Below are 16,672 nucleotides of genomic sequence, written 5' to 3'. Positions count from 1 at the left end.
GAAAGTAACGCGAATGGAAATTGCCTTTTGCCTGGCGACAAAAGGCAAAAAAAAATTACTGCGCGGTACCTACTGCTTCAGCAGAAGGACGGAAGGCGAGGTAGTAAGCGAGGCCGACAAAAACAGCGCCGCCGACGCCGTTACCCAGGAACACGGCAACGAAGTTAGGCAGGTAATCCGCCCAGGTCAACTGGCCAGCGAAGATGGCCGCAGGCACGATAAACATGTTAGCGACGACGTGCTGAAAACCGATAGCGACGAACGCCATAACCGGGAACCACATACCGAAGATTTTGCCCACCACATCTTTACTGGCGAATGCCAGCCATACCGCCAGGCAAACCAGCCAGTTACAGCCGATGCCGGAGATAAAGGCGTGCAGGAAATCCGCGTGCACTTTCGCACTGGCAATAGCGACGGTCTTCTTCAGATAGTCGCCTTCGGTCATGCCCAGCATATGGCCGAAGAACCAGGCGATGGCAAGGCTGCCGATAAAGTTAGCGATAGTGACCCAGAACCAGTTGCGCAGCACGGCGAAACCGCTAATACGGCGCGCAAACCAGGAGACTGGCATCGTCATCATATTGCCGGTCAGCAGTTCGCCGCCCGCCAGTACGGTCAGGATCAGGCCGACCGGGAACACGGCAGCGCCCAGCAGGCCGCCAAACGAGCCCCACTCAGCCGGTAGCGAGTTGATCACGTGCAGATCAAGCAGAAAGCCGGTGGCGATAAAGGCGCCGGCCATAAAGCCAAGAATTAATAAAGTCGGAATGGAGGCGCGGCTTTTAGTGACGCCAGCCTGAATCGCCAGTTGAGCGATCTCTTTAGGTGAATGCAGCGACATAGTATCTCGAATATTATTGATAGTTGTGACAGGGATGGTGTTGTTTTAAGGCGTGGGCAGCGATGACCACTTGGTTAGCGGGCTAAGTTTTACACGGCTTTTAACGGAAAACAAGAAAAATCCTAAAGGCTGTTTAACGGTAATTTAACCTGTCAAAGCAGTTAAAATCTGGTGCGTAACCGCGCTGTTTAGTGCTTCCTGTAACGACTGGATAAAAGCGGCTGAAAACAGCGTGTTCCGCTATTTGCCGCCTTTTTCAGCGATCAAACGCAGTTTTTGATTTTGCCGTTGACACCCTGAGGACGGTTTCATATCATGCCGTCCGTCGAGTAACACGACGGTTTTTTCGGTTCGGGGCTATAGCTCAGCTGGGAGAGCGCTTGCATGGCATGCAAGAGGTCAGCGGTTCGATCCCGCTTAGCTCCACCAAATCGCATCCCAACGATTTGGCACTGAAAAAACGATTCCAGATGTGGGGGTATAGCTCAGCTGGGAGAGCGCTTGCATGGCATGCAAGAGGTCAGCGGTTCGATCCCGCTTATCTCCACCATTTTCAAAGACCTGATTTCTCAGGCAACTTCCTTAAACAGCAGACCAGTCATTTAACGCATTTGCGCGCGCAAAAAAAGAGCGACATCGCTGCCGCCCTGTTTTCATGCCGTCAATGTCTACGCCGTCACGCTTTGCGTTTCAGGCCGCAGGACGCGAAAGCCGTGTGTGCCGTCGCGATCCAGCTGCGCCACCAGTCCATACTCCCAGTCGAGATAGGCCTGCATCACCTCAGGTTCAATATCGGTGCCCTCATAAGGACGGCGATAGCGATCGATGGCGGGCGACAGCAGCGCATTCTCACCAGCCTCCGTCGGCAGTCCGGCGTTGCGCCAGGCGGTATTGCCGCCCTCCAGCAGATAAACCGGCTTGCCGGTCAGCGCCGCGACCTGTTCCAGCGCATAACCCGCCAGCAGGCTGCTGCCGCAGGTTAAGACATAGCGTTCGGCCTCTGGCAGCAGCGCTTTTCCCTGCTGTTGCAGCGTAGAGCGCAGCAGCCAGGCGGCGCCGGGAATATGGCTTTTAACATGGTTGGCGCGCGTGGTGAAATCCAGCACCTGGGTGTCGCCCTGGCTCAGCCAGTCGGCAAGCTGCCGCGGCGATACGCGCTCTGCGGGCACTGCGGCGGGCACCTGCGCCGTCCAGCCGCCCGTCGCGCTGAACTCCTCCGGCTGAAGACCCTCAAGTACCGCCACCTCCCAGCCCATCTGCGCCAGCCAGGAGGCTGCCATGCTGGCGCGCACGCCGTCGTTGTCGATCAGGACGATACGCGCGCCACGCACGCTGGCGTAGTGATCGGTTTCCTGCACCAGCTGACCGCCCGGAACGTGACGGCTGCCCGGCAGATGACCGGCAGCGAACTCATCGGCGTCGCGCACGTCGAACAGATAAGTGGTGCGGGCTTCCTGCTGCCAGCGCGCCAGCTGGGCGGCGTCGATGCGTGCGACGCCCGCGCGATCCGCCACCTGACGCGCCTGCGCGACGGCATGACGATGAGCGGTGTCGCTGGCGGCGCCATAGCGGCGGCTCTGCTGCTGCTCAAGCGGTAAACCGGCCAGCGTCCAGCCGATGGTGCCGTTGCGCAGCGCATAGACCGGATTGCGGAGCCCGGCGTTAACCAGCGACTGGGTGCCGATAATGCTGCGCGTACGCCCGGCGCAGTTCACAATTACGGTGGTGGCGGGAGAGGGGGCGATATCGCGTACGCGCAGCACCAGTTCGCCACCCGGCACGCTGATGGCGCCGGGAACGGACATGGTGTGATATTCATCAAAGCGGCGCGCGTCGAGCACCACCACGTCAGCCTTGTCGCGCAGCAGCGCATCAACCTGTTCCGCCGCCAGCGACGGCGTATGGTTATGGTGTTCCACCAGCTCGCCAAAGGCTTTGCTCGGTGAGTTCACGTCGATAAACAGCTCGCCGCCCGCTGCGCGCCAGCCTGCCAGATCGTCCTTAAGCAGGGTGATATTGCTGTAGCCCCATGCCGCCGCGCGCGCCGCCGCCGTCTGCGCCAGACCTTCGCCGTTATCGTAAAGGGTAATCGCGGTATCACGACGCGGAAGGCGATCCAGCCATTCCAGCTCCAGTTTTGAGAGCGGAATATTCACCGCAAACAGCGGATGTCCTTGCGCATAGAGCGCCTCGTCGCGGACGTCGACCAGCGCCACTTCCTGCTGCTGGCGCAGCGCCTGCTGAATCTCTGCGGCGTCGCGCAGAGGAAAAGTTTTAGCCATGTGAGAGATCCCAGATATTAGGTAAGTAGCGGTTGCTGTAACCGGAGATAAAGGGTTTTGCGCTGCCATCTTCCCGATAGACGGCGCGTTTTACCGCGCCGATATTGGCGCCGTAAACGTGGATGCTGATAGATACGCGATCGTCGAAGGCGTTACTGACGCGATGGATATCGCCGACGCGCGGCGATACCGCTTCGATATGGCCGGGGTCCAGACGTACCGGCGCGCCGTCCGGCGCCAGTCCGTCACGCGTCTGCGTAAAACCCTGCGACACTTCCGCGCCGCGCAGCATGCCGATCAAGCCCCAGACGCGGTGATCGTGCACCGGCGTCTGCTGACCGGGCCCCCAGACAAAGCTCACCACCGAGAAACGCTGCTGCGCGTCGGCATGCAGCAGATACTGCTGGTAATGTTGCGGATGCGGCTGGGTAAACGCCTCGTCCAGCCAGTCGTCGTGCAGCAGCAGCGGACGCAGCAGCTCGCTGCCGCGATCCAGAAGAGTCGCCTCATCCGGCTGCTGGTCGAGCAGGGCGGCGAGCTGCGCCACAAAATCGCGCAGCCGACGATAATTAAGAACGCTCACGATTTGTTCTCCTGATAGTGGCGCGCCACCTGGTTGGCACCGTCCGCCAGACTGAAATCAAAGGCGTCGCTGACGTCGACCGCGTCAGGCAGTACCTGATAGCGATGAAAGAAGTCAGCGGATTTTTGCAGCGTAGCGATAAGCGAGGAATCGAATACCAGCGGACGGATGCGTGCATCGTCGATCCAGCTGCGGGTAATGGCGGTCGGCATATTGAGCGATTTTCCCAGCGCCTGCGCGAACGGCTGCGGATGCTGCGCCGCCCAGATCTGCGCCTTCGCCAGCCGCGTCAGCAGATCGGCGATGGCTTTGCGTTTCTCTGGATCGGCCAGCGCCTCTTTGCGCGCCAGCGCATAGGAGTAGCCGGACATAATGCCGCCGCCGCCGCCCTGTGGCACGCGCACCGTACCGTCGACCTGGGTTGAGGTGGCGATATAGGGCTCCCAGGGCGCCCAGGCGGAAACCGCGCCGGAGGTGAGCGCCGCGCGGCCATCCACCGGGCTGAGGAAGCGCAGCGTCACCTCGTCGGGCTTCAGACCGGCGCGCTCCAGCAGGCCAAGGATCAGATAGTGCCCCCAGCCGCCGCGGTTAACGGCGATCTGCTTCCCTTTCAGATCCTGCAGGCGGTGGATCCCCGCATCAGGACGCGTCAACAGCGCGATGCTGTCTGGATTGTTCTGCCACGCTCCGACCGCTTTAACCGGCGCGCCTGCGGCATAGACAAACAGGAACGGCAGATCGCCGGTAAAACCAACGTCCAGCGCGCCCGCATTCAGCGCTTCCTGCACCGGCGCGCCAGCGTCGAACGCGGTGAGCTTCAGTTCATAAGGCAGGTTTTCCAGTTCGCCGGAGGCCTTCAGCGCGGCGAAACGATCCCCTTTGACGTCGCCGAGGCGCAGCGTCACTTTTTCGGCGGCGAGGGCGTGATGAAGGCTTAACGCCAGCGTGATACCGGCAAACAGGACAGCCAGACGCATCAGGCGCTCCTCTTGCCGCGCGTCAGGGCGGCGACTTTTTCGCGCGTCAGCGGCAGCAGCTCGCGGCCATACTCCACCGCGTCGTTCAGCGGATCGAAGCCGCGGATCAGCACGCTGTCGATGCCGAGGTGGTAGTAATCCAGCAGCGCATCGGAAACCTGATCCGCGGTGCCCACCAGCGCGGTGGAGTTATAGCCGCCGCTCACCAGCTTCGCGATGCCGGTCCACAGCACTTTATCGTGGCGATCGCTTTCGTTAGCCGCCGCCAGCAAGCGCTGCGCGCCCACGCTTTGCGGCTTGGGCAGGCCGAAGGAGTAGCCCGACTCGGCCAGCTGCTTTTGCGCCGTCTGATAAATATGTTCCGCGCGCTCCCAGGCCTCTTTCTCTGTTTTGCCGATAATCGGGCGGAAAGAGATATTGAATTTAATATCACGGCCGCTTTTCGCCGCGGCGGCACGCACGGTTTGCACGGTTTCCGCCGCGCCCTGCAGCGGCTCGCCCCACAGCGCGAAAACGTCGGCGTGGCGCGCGGCGACCTCAATCGCCTCCGGCGAAGAGCCGCCAAAGTAGACCGGCAGTTTGCTTTGCAGCGGTTTGATGGCGGAGAAGGCCTGCTCGGCGCGGTAAAAGTCGCCCTGGTGATCCCAGGCTTCCGCTGAGGTCAGGCTCTTATTCAGCACGCTGAGAAACTCGTCGGTGCGCGCGTAACGTTCCGTTTTGTTGAGGAAGTCGCCGTCGCGGCGCTGTTCGCTGTCGCTGCCGCCGCTGATGATATGCACCGCCAGACGTCCGTCGGTGAGGTGATCGAGCGACGCCAGCTTACGCGCCGCCAGCGTTGGCGCCACAAAGCCCGGACGATGCGCCAGTAAAAATTTAATGCGCGAGGTGCTGGCGGCAGCGTGCGCCGTGACTAAAAAGCCGTCTGGTTGATCGGACCAGTAGCCCACCAGAACCCGGTCAAATCCCGCCTCTTCATGGGCGCGGGTGAAATCAGCAATATAGTTTTTATCGAATAACGGCCCGCTGGCCGGAATGATTTCAGAGGCCAGACGATGGCCGATCATGCCCAGAAATTGAATGCTCATGCGCTTCTCCCGGTGTTGAGTTACCAGAAAAACTACGGGGCGGCGGGCACGAGATGAAATTCGATATTGTGCAAAGGATTTGCGGGAAACGGGGAAGGGCGTCGCAGCGCGGCTGAGACGACGCGGCAGGCGTTATAACAAGCAGGAATAATTAAGAATAAGGGCGAGACATTGTCTCGCCCTGCAACGTGCTACCCGTTGGCAGCGCGGAAGTGAGTGATTCAACAAGGCGCAGATGGCGGCGTCTCTGCCGACTTTTCCCGCAACTTCCTGTCACGGGGCGCTTTGCTCTTGGTTCTCTCTCCCGCCTGTCCGTCAGAACGCCAGCACCAGACCGGCAATGGCGGCGGAAAGCACGCTAACCAGCGTTGAGCCGTAGAGCAGCTTCAGGCCGAAGCGCGACACCACGTTGCCTTGCTCCTCGTTCAGACCTTTAATAGCGCCTGCGACGATGCCGATTGAAGAGAAGTTGGCGAAGGAGACCAGGAACACTGACAGAATGCCTTCAGAATGCGGTGACAGATGGCCCGCCAGCTTCTGCAGATCCATCATCGCCACGAACTCGTTGGAAACCAGCTTGGTGGCCATAATACTGCCGACCTGCAGCGCTTCGTGAGCCGGCACGCCCATCACCCAGGCAAACGGATAGAAGACGTAGCCCAGCACGCCCTGGAAGCTGATGCCGAAGATAAATTCGAACAGCGCGTTCAGGCCGGAGATCAGCGCGATAAAGCCGATCAGCATTGCCGCGACGATAATCGCCACACGGAAACCGGCGAGAATATATTCGCCCAGCATTTCAAAGAAGCTCTGGCCTTTATGGATGTCCTGCAGCTGCAGATCTTCCTCGCTGTCGACGCGGTAAGGGTTGATCAGCGACAGCACGATAAAGGTACTGAACATGTTAAGCACCAGCGCGGCGACCACATATTTCGGCTGCAGCATGGTCATATAGGCGCCGACAATCGACATAGAAACGGTCGACATCGCGGTCGCTGCCATGGTGTACATGCGGCGCTGCGACATTTTGCCGAGGATATCCTTATAGGCGATAAAGTTTTCTGATTGTCCCAGAATCAGAGAGCTGACGGCGTTAAAGGATTCCAGCTTGCCCATGCCGTTGACTTTAGAGAGCACGGTGCCGATACCGCGGATTACCCACGGCAGAATACGGAAATGCTGCAGAATGCCGATCAGCGCGGAGATAAAGACGATCGGACACAGCACATTCAGGAAGAAGAACGCGAGGCCTTTATCGTTCATATTGCCGAACACGAAGTTGGTGCCTTCGCCTGCGTACTTAAGAAGATGGTCGAACAGACCGGCGAAACCTTTAACGAACCCGAGCCCTGCCTCGGAATTCAGGAAGAACCACGCCAGCAGCACTTCAATGACCAGAAGCTGGACAATGTAGCGAATACGAATACTTTTACGGTCATGGCTGACGAGTAACGCCAGCACGCCTACCACCACCAGTGCTAAAAGGAAGTGCAAAATATGGGACATGCTTGCTCCAGATTTGAGGAGGGTTGTAATTTGCTGCGTATTCTATGTAACGCGTTACTTAAAAACGAGATCAAATCCACATTATAAGGATTCGCTATCACCCGTTTTCTCAGAAAACTCTCACCCGTCACAGCCTGTTCACAAAACGTTCACAGCAAATATCCACAAAAATATTGTCTATAATATGTCCAGAGCGTAGAGTGAGACGCGTTGCACATTTTTTAACAAGTCTCGCTTTACCGTAAGGTATAGCAATGGCTATACTTCATAGCACTATCTATTACAGCAATAACGATAACCGCATTTCACTTGCCGCGATCAGGCCATACTCTGGCATGGTTAAAACGCGTTCAGACAGGTAGAGAATTATGTTTGAGAGTCGTACCGCCGAGCGTGCCGCTCGCGGAGCCAGAAAAATCAAGCTTGCGCTGCTGGGTCCGGCCTTTATTGCCGCCATCGGCTACATCGATCCAGGCAACTTTGCGACCAATATTCAGGCTGGCGCCGCCTATGGCTACAAGCTGCTGTGGGTTGTGGTCTGGGCCAATATCATGGCGATGGTCATTCAGCTGATGTCCGCCAAGCTCGGTATCGCCACCGGTAAAAACCTTGCTGAACATATTCGCGATCGCTTTCCGCGTCCGGCGGTGTGGTTCTACTGGGTACAGGCGGAAATCATCGCAATGGCGACCGACCTGGCGGAGTTTATCGGCGCGGCGCTCGGCTTTAAGCTGCTGCTCGGCATTTCGCTGTTGCAGGGCGCGGTGCTGACCGGCGTGGCCACCTTTTTAATCCTGATGCTGCAAAGCCGCGGCCAGAAGCCGCTGGAAGTGGTGATTGGCGGCCTGCTGCTGTTCGTGGCGGCGGCCTATATCGTCGAGCTCTTCTTTTCGCAGCCGAAGGTCAGCGAGCTGGTCGTCGGGATGGCGCTGCCGTCGCTGCCGACTTCAGATGCCGTATTCCTGGCGGCGGGCGTGCTGGGCGCCACCATTATGCCGCACGTCATCTATCTCCATTCGGCGCTGACGCAGTTCGGGGCGAGCGGTAATAAAAGTCAGCGTTACTCTTCGACCAAGCTGGATGTGGCGATCGCCATGACCATTGCTGGCTTTGTTAACCTGGCGATGATGGCGACCGCCGCCGCCGCGTTCCACTTCAGCGGCCACAGCGCCATCGCCGAGCTTGATCAGGCTTACCTGACGCTGACGCCGCTGCTCGGCCATGCCGCAGCAACGGTGTTCGGCCTGAGCCTGGTTGCGGCGGGCCTGTCATCTACCGTGGTCGGCACCTTGGCCGGTCAGGTGGTGATGCAGGGCTTTATCCGCTTTCATATTCCGCTGTGGGTGCGTCGTCTGGTTACCATGCTGCCCTCTTTTATCGTCATTATGGTGGGCTGGGACCCGACGCGCATTCTGGTGATGAGCCAGGTGCTGCTGAGCTTCGGCATCGCGCTGGCGCTGGTACCGTTGCTCTCTTTTACCGGCAACCGCGAGATTATGGGCGAGATGGTTAACTCGCGCCTGATGCAGAACGCTGGCCGCGCCATCGTGGTGCTGGTGGTGGCGCTCAATGCTTATCTGCTGGTTGGCGAGATCCTCGGTCTGTAAAGCTGCTAAAACGCTGGCCTGCCTTATCACAGGCCAGCGTTTCTCTCTCTTTAACCGCATGTGCGCCTGTCGCCGCGGCCCGCCCCAGGTCATCTACTATCGATATGCAGTCGTTTTCTCTTCTTTGAACAGGAGTCAGCCTATGCATACTCTGATAGTGGTCGCCCATCCCGATCGAGATTCATTTACGCACGCTGTCGCCAGGGCGGTGACAAACGAGATCCGCTCCCCGCACACTTTTGAAATCGCTGACCTGATAGCGGAGGGGTTCGATCCACGCTATGGCGAGGCTGACCTGGCGCTGTTCCGCAACCAGTCTGCGCCGCCTGCCGACGTGCTGGCCGAGCAAAAGCGCATTGACCGCGCCGACGCGCTGGTGCTGGTTTATCCCGTTTACTGGTGGTCCTTCCCCGGCGTGCTGAAAGGCTGGATCGACCGCGTATTTACCAGCGGCTGGGCGTATGGGGAGACGCCTGAGGGCAAAATCAATAAAAAGCTGGGGCGTCTGCAGGTGCATCTGTTGGGCATAGGCGGGGCGAATCTGCGTACCTATGCGCGCCGCGGCTATTATGCCGCGATGCGCACGCAGATCGATGAAGGGATTTTTGACTATGTCGGCGCGGCGGTGAAAACGTCGGAACTGATTTTACTGCCTGACGCCGACTCGCCTGAAACGCATCTGGAAACGGCACGGCAGACGGGACGCCGTTTATTCGCCGAACCGTAGCCTCTCAGGCCGCGTAGCGCAAAGGCGAATAAGTCAGCTTAATAATGGTGGCGATCGTAACGCTCGTGATGGCGCTGCGCCTCGCGCCAGTGGTGACGGCGTTCGCGCTCATGCCAGCGGCGCTCGTGCTCCCACTGCTTCTGACGTCGCCACTCTTCATGGCGCCACCAGCGATGATTATTGTACTGGTAGCGGTCGTTCCACCAGCGCGGCTCGCGCCAGCGGCCGCCGTCCCAGTAGTAACCGCGGCGATCGCGGTCTCCCAGATGCAGCGTTACGCCGGGCGCCAGGCTAATAGAGGCGCCAGCAGCCTGGACGTTTTGGATCGCCAAAGGCGACAGGCAGGTCAGCAAAGCAGCAAAAATTATCGCAGGTTTCATTTTCTTCTCCTTATCAGCGGCAGGGCCGCTGCGCGGTGCAGGCGTTATGCCCGCGCATTGCTTGTGTGACGAGTAGAGTGTCGCTGATAATTGTGAGGAAAATCTGGAGAAAAGAGGGATTGAGACAATTCCGGCTGTAGAAATGCCCGGCGCGAACCGGGCGGCAAACAGTTACAGCAGTATACCTTCAATAGCGGAAAGCTCAGCGATAGTGAAGTGGCGGTTCGCCAGCATATCCACCGCATCGTCGATCTGCGCGGTTTTGCTTGCGCCAATCAAGACAGAGGTCATGCGGTCGTCGCGCAGCGCCCACGCCAGCGCCATCTGCGCCAGCTTCTGGCCGCGCTGTTGCGCAATCTCATTCAGCCTGCGCACTTTTTCCATTTTCTCATCGGTAAGCTGCTCCTCGCGCAGGAATTTACTGCCGCTGGCAACGCGCGAATCCTGCGGAATGCCCTGCAGGTAACGGTCGGTCAACACGCCGCCCGCCAGCGGAGAGAAGGCGATGCAGCCGACGCCATTGTCGCCTAAGGTATCCAGCAGGCCGTTTTCCGGGCCGCGTTCAAACATCGAATAGCGCGGCTGGTGGATCAGGCAGGGCGTGCCCAGATCGCGCAGGATCGCGATCGCTTCCGCCGCGCGATCCGCCGGATAGTTAGAGATAGCGGCATAGAGCGCCTTGCCCTGACGCACCACCTGATCCAGCGCGCGCATGGTCTCTTCCAGCGGTGTCTCCGGGTCCGGGCGATGGTGATAAAAGATATCGACATACTCCAGCCCCATGCGTTTCAGGCTCTGATCGAGGCTGGAGATAAGGTATTTACGCGAGCCCCAGTCACCGTAAGGGCCGTCCCACATGGTGTAGCCCGCTTTGGTGGAGATCACCAGTTCGTCGCGGCAGGCGCGGAAATCTTCGCGCAGGATGCGGCCAAAGTTCTCTTCCGCCGAGCCCGGCGGCGGGCCGTAGTTGTTCGCCAGATCAAAATGGGTAATGCCGCGATCGAACGCATGGCGCAGCAGTTCGCGGCTGTTATCGACGCGCGTGCTGTCGCCAAAGTTATGCCACAGGCCAAGCGAAATTGCGGGCAGCTTTAGCCCGCTGCGGCCGCTGCGGCGGTATTCCATCTGCTGATAACGGCCGGGATGCGGAAGGTAGGTCATACGGCGTTCCTGTCTCAGGGAAGAATTTTCAAGCGCAAGAATAGCAGTGTATACGTTTACACACAGTCACAACGCGTCGCAGATCGCTTATTTACAGAATAATCCCCCATCGTAACGCCGGGTTGCCACTTTTTTGTTCAGCTGATTGCGCTGCTTTCTAGCCGGTCTGGCAGCATAGTAGATACTCAAACCAGACATCTGGTGAAAGGAGTGGCATATGCAACGCTTTACCGTAGGAGATTATCTGCTGACGCGCCTGCAGGAGATAGGCATCGGCCATCTGTTTGGCGTGCCGGGCGACTATAACCTGCAGTTTCTCGATCGCGTTATCGCGCATCAGGATATCGGCTGGGTCGGCTGCGCCAACGAACTTAACGCGGCCTACGCCGCGGACGGCTACGCACGCTGTCGCGGGGCGGCGGCGCTGCTGACCACCTTCGGCGTCGGCGAGCTGAGTGCCATCAACGGTATTGCCGGCAGCTTCGCCGAATATGTGCCGGTGATCCAGATTGTGGGCGCCCCCGCGAGTGAGGCGCAAAAGCGGGGCGACTGCGTGCACCATTCGCTCGGGGATGGCGATTTTCGTCATTTTTTGCGTATGGCGGGCGACGTTAACGCGGCAACGGCACAGCTCAGTGCGGGCAACGCCACGGCGGAGATCGATCGGGTGCTGGCCACGGCGATGCGGGAAAAGCGTCCCGGCTATCTGATGCTGGCGGTAGACGTCGCTGAAGCGGAGGTCGCGCCGCCAGCCGCGCCGCTCGACGTCGCGCCGATCTCCAGCGAGCAGGCGCGCCGGGCGTTCCACGCCGCTGCTGAACAGCTGCTGGGGCAGGCGCGTCGCGTTGCGCTGCTGGCTGATTTTCTTGCCGGACGCTGGGGCCAGCAGGAGGCGCTGGCCCGTCTGCGCCAGCGGCGCGCCATTCCCTGCGCCACGCTGCTGATGGGCAAAGGAGTGCTGGACGAGCAGCAGCCAGGCTACGTCGGCACCTACGCCGCGGCGGGCAGCGAGAGCGGGGTCAGCGAAGCGATCGAGCAGGCGGATGTGACGCTCTGCGTCGGCGTGCGTTTCACCGACACTCTGACGGCGGGCTTTACCCAAAACTTTGCCACTTCGCAGCTAATCGATCTCCAGCCTTTCGCCGCCAGTGTGGCGGGTGAACGCTTTGCGCCGCTCACTATGGCGGATGCGCTAAGCGAGCTGGAAACGCTTTTCGCGCGTTACGGCGAACGCTGGGCGCTGGCACCGCACGCACCGCTTGTCGAAGCGGAGGATGAGGCAGCATATATCAGTCAGACCGCCTTCTGGCGCGCGATGCAGCACTTTTTGCAGCCGGGCGACATTATCCTTGCCGACCAGGGTACCGCTGCCTTCGGCGCGGCGGCGCTGCGTTTGCCGCCCGACGCGCAGCTGCTGGTGCAGCCGCTCTGGGGTTCTATTGGCTATACTTTACCCGCAGCCTTTGGCGCGCAGACCGCCGCGCCCGCGCAGCGGGTGATCCTGATTACAGGCGACGGCTCGGCGCAGCTGACCATTCAGGAGTTAGGCTCGATGTTGCGGGACGGGCAGAGGCCCGTTATTTTCCTGCTGAACAACGAGGGCTATACGGTGGAGCGCGCCATCCACGGCGCCACGCAGCGTTATAATGATATTGCGCAGTGGAACTGGACCGCGCTGCCGCAGGCGTTTTGTCTGCATGGGCAGGCGCAGAGCTGGCGCGTCACCGAGTGCGTGCAGCTCGAGGAAGTGATGGCGCGCCTGCAGGCGCCCGACTGCCTGACGCTGATTGAGGTGGCGATGCACAAAGACGATCTGCCGCCGTTGTTGCGTAAGGTTACGGCTTGTCTGGCGCAGCGCAACGGGGGATAAGATTCGGAGTGTTGCCGCTGTCAAGCGGCTTGCCGGACGGGTAGGCTGTGCGCACCACCTTCAACGCTCGTCTTTTGTCGCGGCGAGCGTTGTTGTTTTACCGGCAGACTTTTATAGTGTCCTGCATCTTAGGGACCCCAAGCGGAGCAACAAAAGAATGACAACTTATGCCCTGGTCGGCGACGTCGGCGGCACCAACGCGCGACTCGCCCTGTGTGAGGTGGAAACCGGCAGCATCTCCCAGGCCCAAACATTCTCAACTTCAGATTATGACAGCCTCGAAGCCGTCATCCGCCACTATCTTGGCGAGCAGCTGAAAGACGTTAAAGACGGCTGCATCGCCATTGCTTGCCCTATCACGGAAGACTGGGTCGAAATGACCAACCATGACTGGGCTTTTTCCACCAGCAAAATGAAAGCCAGCCTTGGCTTTGATCACCTTGAAATCATTAACGACTTCACCGCCGTTTCGATGGCGATCCCGATGCTGACCGCCGATCATGTGATTCAGTTCGGCGGCGGCGAGCCGGTGAAGGATAAGCCCATCGCGATTTATGGCGCGGGCACCGGGCTGGGCGTCAGCCATCTGGTGCACGTTGACCGCCGCTGGGTCAGCCTGCCGGGCGAGGGCGGCCACGTCGATTTCGCCGCCAACAGCGATGAAGAAGATTTGATTCTGGAGGTGCTGCGCGCCGAACTGGGCCACGTCTCTGCCGAGCGCGTGCTCTCCGGCGCCGGACTGGTGAATCTCTACCGCGCTATCGTGAAGGCGGACAATCGCGTGCCGGAAAACCTTAAGCCGAAGGATGTCTCCGAACGCGCGCTGGCCGACAGCTGCATCGACTGCCGTCGCGCGCTGTCGCTGTTCTGCGTCATTATGGGACGTTTTGGCGGCAACCTGGCGCTGAACCTCGGCACCTTCGGCGGCGTCTATATCGCTGGCGGCATCGTGCCGCGCTTCCTGGAGTTCTTCAAGGCTTCCGGCTTCCGCGCCGCCTTTGAAGATAAAGGACGCTTCCGCGACTACGTTTCCCGCATTCCGGTCTATATGATCACCCACGATCAGCCTGGCCTGCTGGGCGCAGGCGCGCATCTGCGCCAGACGCTGGGACGTATTCTGTAAAACGCTTCTGAAACGGCCTGCGGGCCGTTTTTTCAGAGGGCGGCTGACCTCTCTACGCGCATAAGTTTTAAAGCCTGTTTAGCTACAGGCGCATCAGCTCGCGGAAGCGCTTCGCCTTGCTGCGGCTGACTGGTACCTGAAACGCCAGATCGCGCAGCCTGAGCAGGTAAGTGTTGTTAAACCAGGGCTCTATCTCGGAGATCTTGCTCAGGTTAACGCAGTAAGAGCGATGACAGCGGAAAAAGCTCTGCTCCGGCAGCCGGGCGCAGAACTCGCTGATGCTCATCGACATCACATAGGCCTCGCGCCGCGTATAGACGAACGTCAGCTTCTCATGCGCCTCCACATAGTAGATATCGTTGATATCCGTCACGATGATACGCTCATCTTTCACCAGATTGACGGTCTGCGGACTGCTGGAAACTGGCGTCTGCGTGACAGCCTGCTGTTGCCCGACCGCTTCCAGCTTGTTAAGCATGGTGACGATGCGCGCCTCATGATAGGGCTTGAGGATATAGTCAAACGCTTCCAGCTCGAAAGCCTCCACCGCATGCTCTTTCCATGCGGTAATAAACACAATCAGCGGCCGCTGCGCGAACTGGCGAATATTCTGCGCCAGCAGCATACCGTCGAGCGACGGGATGTTGATATCAAGAAAGATAACGTCCACGCGGTGCTGCTGCAGATATTTCAGCACCTCCAGCCCGTCATCAAAGCAGGCCTCAATAGCGATCCGGCTATGTTGCTGGATCATCCAGCTTAGCTCCTGCTGCGCCAGAAACTCATCTTCTACGATAATGGCCTTCACTGGAGATTCTCCGCGACGGCAAGAGGCGGCGCGTTCAGCAGCTGTCCGCTTTTGCTCAGGGTAAAGGCGATCTCGGTGCCGGGCTGCAGCCGGGTAATTTCAAGTCCCTGGCCGGTCAACAGCCTGACGCGGTGATGCACATTCAGCAGGCCGATTTTATTGCCCGGCATCTCATTCATCGCCACGCGGCGCATCACCTCATCGCTGATGCCTGGCCCGGTATCGCGTACCGCGATGCGTACCCGATCGCCGATCGCTTTAACGCTCAGCGTTACCACGCCTTTTCCTCGCGAGGGCTGAATGCCATGCACGATGGCGTTCTCCACCAGCGGCTGAATCAACAGGCTGGGCAGCGAAAAGTGAAGATCGTCATCAATGTCATAAATCATCGACAGCCTGTCGCCAAAACGCGCCTGCTCAATGGCGATATAGTCTTTCACCTGCCACAGCTCGCGTTTGATATCGATAGTTTCATCATCGTTCAGCTCAAGGTTGTAACGCAGATAGCGGGAAAGGTTGATAACCAGCTGGCGCGCAGTATCAGGGTTAAGGCGAATAGAGGAGTTGATGGCGTTCAGCGCGTTAAACAGAAAATGGGGATTTATTTTACTCTGCAAGGCGCGCAGTTCCGCTTTATTGGCCATTTCGCGCAGCTGCTCGGCGCGTGAGACCTCCAGCTGGGTAGAGATAAGCTGCGACAGGCCGATCGCCATCTCTTTCAGCGAACCGGTAATGCGGTGCGCGCGGCGGTAGTAAATTTTCAGGGTGCCGGTGACCTTGCCTTTCTCCCGCAGCGGGATAACGATCATCGAGTGGATATCTTTGGTGCGATGCGCTTCATCATTATTTTTAATGATGATCTTCCCGCTGGACATCGCCTGCGCGGTGGTGGGACTGATACCGTCGTCGCCGTTCTGATAGTTCTGCTCGCCATAGCCGACATAGGCGAGAATATGCGTTTTATTGGTAATGGCGACGGCGTCGGCGTTGATATCGCGGCAGATAATCGCGCAGATGCGGCGCAGCGAGTCGCTGTTGACGTCGCGGAACAACGGCAGCGTTTTGTTGGCTATCTCCAGCGCCAGCTTGGCCTGACGCGCTGCAATCGCCTCTTTTTCTCCCTCGACGCTCTGCACCAGCAGTACAATCAGACCGATGCTCGACGCGCCGAGAATCATCGGCAGCGCAATCTCCGACACAATCGCCAGCCCAAGCGACATCGGCTTCGCCCACAGCACAATCAGCAGCATAGTCAGGCTTTCGCACAGCATGCCGCCGATAATGCCGATGCGCCAGCGCTGCGCTTTCGGTACGCGACGGTTAATGGCGCCGGAAACGCAGCCCGCGATAATGCTGGTAATTAAGCAGGGCACCGAGGTGACGCCGTGAATATCGATAAGAAAGCGGTGCAGCCCGGCAATAACGCCGGTGGTGATGCCGACCCAGGGGCCGAACAGAATGCCGCCAGCCATCACGGCGATCACCCGCACGTTCAGCAGTGAACCGTCAACGTTAATGCCCGACCAGGTGCTGAAGAGCGCAAACAGCGAGAAAATGGCAATAACGGCGCCTTTTTCCAGCGGTGTATGTTCATCTTTTTGCAGCAGTTGGCGGAAAAGCGGGGTGCGGGTCAGGAAAAAGAGGCAGATCAGCATCAGGGCGGCGCGGTCGAACACCGCTAACAGCATATCGAAGTGAGAGATCACAGCCAGCCTTCAG

At 59.1% G+C, this 16,672-nt stretch carries 14 protein-coding genes and 2 tRNA genes; 6 read left to right on the top strand and 10 right to left on the bottom strand.

What is annotated here, in order from left to right; genetic code table 11:
- Positions 1–55: 55 nt before the first annotated feature.
- Complete coding sequence (locus EKL29_RS09590; protein ID WP_120458185.1) at positions 56–844, bottom strand: formate/nitrite transporter family protein; 789 nt, start codon at positions 842–844, stop codon at positions 56–58.
- Between the two features lie 353 nt (positions 845–1,197).
- Between EKL29_RS09590 and EKL29_RS09585 the strand changes: the two genes are divergently transcribed.
- Positions 1,198–1,273: transfer RNA gene (locus tag EKL29_RS09585), tRNA-Ala, on the top strand.
- Between the two features lie 45 nt (positions 1,274–1,318).
- A tRNA-Ala gene (locus EKL29_RS09580) sits at positions 1,319–1,394 on the top strand.
- Positions 1,395–1,512: 118 nt separating this feature from the next.
- Here EKL29_RS09580 and EKL29_RS09575 read toward each other — a convergent pair.
- The 5 genes from EKL29_RS09575 to EKL29_RS09555 all read right to left on the bottom strand — a co-directional run bounded on the left by EKL29_RS09575 (position 1,513) and on the right by EKL29_RS09555 (position 7,277).
- The gene (locus EKL29_RS09575; RefSeq protein ID WP_126689508.1) at positions 1,513–3,126 is read right to left on the bottom strand and encodes a rhodanese homology domain-containing protein; all 1,614 of its coding nucleotides are present in this window, start codon (positions 3,124–3,126) and stop codon (positions 1,513–1,515) included.
- Positions 3,119–3,709 carry a cysteine dioxygenase gene (locus EKL29_RS09570; protein ID WP_126689507.1) on the bottom strand — a complete coding sequence of 197 codons (591 nt, stop codon included), beginning with the start codon at positions 3,707–3,709 and terminating at the stop codon, positions 3,119–3,121. The genes EKL29_RS09575 and EKL29_RS09570 overlap by 8 nt, the downstream gene beginning before the upstream one ends.
- Positions 3,706–4,686, bottom strand: a complete 981-nt coding sequence (locus tag EKL29_RS09565) for an ABC transporter substrate-binding protein (RefSeq protein WP_126689506.1) — start codon at positions 4,684–4,686, stop codon at positions 3,706–3,708. The genes EKL29_RS09570 and EKL29_RS09565 overlap by 4 nt, the downstream gene beginning before the upstream one ends.
- Positions 4,686–5,771 (bottom strand): LLM class flavin-dependent oxidoreductase, encoded by a 1,086-nt coding sequence (locus tag EKL29_RS09560; RefSeq protein WP_126689505.1) that lies wholly within the window; start codon positions 5,769–5,771, stop codon positions 4,686–4,688. The genes EKL29_RS09565 and EKL29_RS09560 overlap by 1 nt, the downstream gene beginning before the upstream one ends.
- A gap of 315 nt (positions 5,772–6,086) precedes the next feature.
- Positions 6,087–7,277, bottom strand: coding sequence for a NupC/NupG family nucleoside CNT transporter (locus EKL29_RS09555; RefSeq protein WP_120458190.1), 1,191 nt, complete (start codon positions 7,275–7,277; stop codon positions 6,087–6,089).
- 368 nt (positions 7,278–7,645) lie between these two features.
- Between EKL29_RS09555 and EKL29_RS09550 the strand changes: the two genes are divergently transcribed.
- On the top strand, positions 7,646–8,884 hold the full coding sequence (locus EKL29_RS09550; RefSeq protein WP_120458191.1) for an Nramp family divalent metal transporter: 1,239 nt from the start codon (positions 7,646–7,648) through the stop codon (positions 8,882–8,884).
- A gap of 142 nt (positions 8,885–9,026) precedes the next feature.
- Positions 9,027–9,611: an NAD(P)H-dependent oxidoreductase gene (locus tag EKL29_RS09545; protein ID WP_126689504.1), complete on the top strand. Its 585-nt coding sequence runs from the start codon at positions 9,027–9,029 to the stop codon at positions 9,609–9,611.
- 38 nt (positions 9,612–9,649) lie between these two features.
- On the opposite strand, the gene EKL29_RS09540 is transcribed toward EKL29_RS09545, so the two are convergent.
- Positions 9,650–9,991 carry a DUF2502 domain-containing protein gene (locus EKL29_RS09540; RefSeq protein ID WP_126689503.1) on the bottom strand — a complete coding sequence of 114 codons (342 nt, stop codon included), beginning with the start codon at positions 9,989–9,991 and terminating at the stop codon, positions 9,650–9,652.
- Positions 9,992–10,162: 171 nt separating this feature from the next.
- The gene (mgrA, locus tag EKL29_RS09535; RefSeq protein ID WP_120458194.1) at positions 10,163–11,152 is read right to left on the bottom strand and encodes an L-glyceraldehyde 3-phosphate reductase; all 990 of its coding nucleotides are present in this window, start codon (positions 11,150–11,152) and stop codon (positions 10,163–10,165) included.
- A gap of 217 nt (positions 11,153–11,369) precedes the next feature.
- On the opposite strand from mgrA, the gene EKL29_RS09530 reads away from it, so the two are divergent.
- Together EKL29_RS09530 and glk are read left to right on the top strand one after the other, a co-directional pair.
- On the top strand, positions 11,370–13,022 hold the full coding sequence (locus EKL29_RS09530; RefSeq protein ID WP_126689502.1) for a thiamine pyrophosphate-binding protein: 1,653 nt from the start codon (positions 11,370–11,372) through the stop codon (positions 13,020–13,022).
- Positions 13,023–13,179: 157 nt separating this feature from the next.
- Complete coding sequence (glk, locus tag EKL29_RS09525) at positions 13,180–14,145, top strand: glucokinase (protein ID WP_120458196.1); 966 nt, start codon at positions 13,180–13,182, stop codon at positions 14,143–14,145.
- Positions 14,146–14,227: 82 nt separating this feature from the next.
- Here the strand turns inward: glk and EKL29_RS09520 are convergent, their stop codons facing one another.
- Together EKL29_RS09520 and EKL29_RS09515 are read right to left on the bottom strand one after the other, a co-directional pair.
- Positions 14,228–14,953: a LytTR family DNA-binding domain-containing protein gene (locus tag EKL29_RS09520; protein WP_126689501.1), complete on the bottom strand. Its 726-nt coding sequence runs from the start codon at positions 14,951–14,953 to the stop codon at positions 14,228–14,230.
- Positions 14,950–16,641, bottom strand: a complete 1,692-nt coding sequence (locus tag EKL29_RS09515) for a sensor histidine kinase (protein WP_126689626.1) — start codon at positions 16,639–16,641, stop codon at positions 14,950–14,952. Before EKL29_RS09515 ends, EKL29_RS09520 begins: the two co-directional genes overlap by 4 nt.
- Positions 16,642–16,672 lie beyond the last annotated feature (31 nt).

Origin of the sequence: Pantoea sp. YU22, from assembly GCF_003970755.1 — a bacterium.
Taxonomy (GTDB): domain Bacteria; phylum Pseudomonadota; class Gammaproteobacteria; order Enterobacterales; family Enterobacteriaceae; genus Pantoea; species Pantoea piersonii.
Note: the sequence above shows the minus strand (reverse complement) of the source record. Positions and strands in the feature narration are given on the sequence as shown.

Coding starts and splice junctions, on each gene's coding strand:
- EKL29_RS09590 (WP_120458185.1), bottom strand. CDS start 844: ATGTCGCTGCATTCACCTAAAGAGATCGCTCAACTGGCGATTCAGGCT.
- EKL29_RS09575 (WP_126689508.1), bottom strand. CDS start 3,126: ATGGCTAAAACTTTTCCTCTGCGCGACGCCGCAGAGATTCAGCAGGCG.
- EKL29_RS09565 (WP_126689506.1), bottom strand. CDS start 4,686: ATGCGTCTGGCTGTCCTGTTTGCCGGTATCACGCTGGCGTTAAGCCTT.
- EKL29_RS09560 (WP_126689505.1), bottom strand. CDS start 5,771: ATGAGCATTCAATTTCTGGGCATGATCGGCCATCGTCTGGCCTCTGAA.
- EKL29_RS09555 (WP_120458190.1), bottom strand. CDS start 7,277: ATGTCCCATATTTTGCACTTCCTTTTAGCACTGGTGGTGGTAGGCGTG.
- EKL29_RS09550 (WP_120458191.1), top strand. CDS start 7,646: ATGTTTGAGAGTCGTACCGCCGAGCGTGCCGCTCGCGGAGCCAGAAAA.
- EKL29_RS09545 (WP_126689504.1), top strand. CDS start 9,027: ATGCATACTCTGATAGTGGTCGCCCATCCCGATCGAGATTCATTTACG.
- EKL29_RS09540 (WP_126689503.1), bottom strand. CDS start 9,991: ATGAAACCTGCGATAATTTTTGCTGCTTTGCTGACCTGCCTGTCGCCT.
- mgrA (WP_120458194.1), bottom strand. CDS start 11,152: ATGACCTACCTTCCGCATCCCGGCCGTTATCAGCAGATGGAATACCGC.
- EKL29_RS09530 (WP_126689502.1), top strand. CDS start 11,370: ATGCAACGCTTTACCGTAGGAGATTATCTGCTGACGCGCCTGCAGGAG.
- glk (WP_120458196.1), top strand. CDS start 13,180: ATGACAACTTATGCCCTGGTCGGCGACGTCGGCGGCACCAACGCGCGA.
- EKL29_RS09515 (WP_126689626.1), bottom strand. CDS start 16,641: ATGCTGTTAGCGGTGTTCGACCGCGCCGCCCTGATGCTGATCTGCCTC.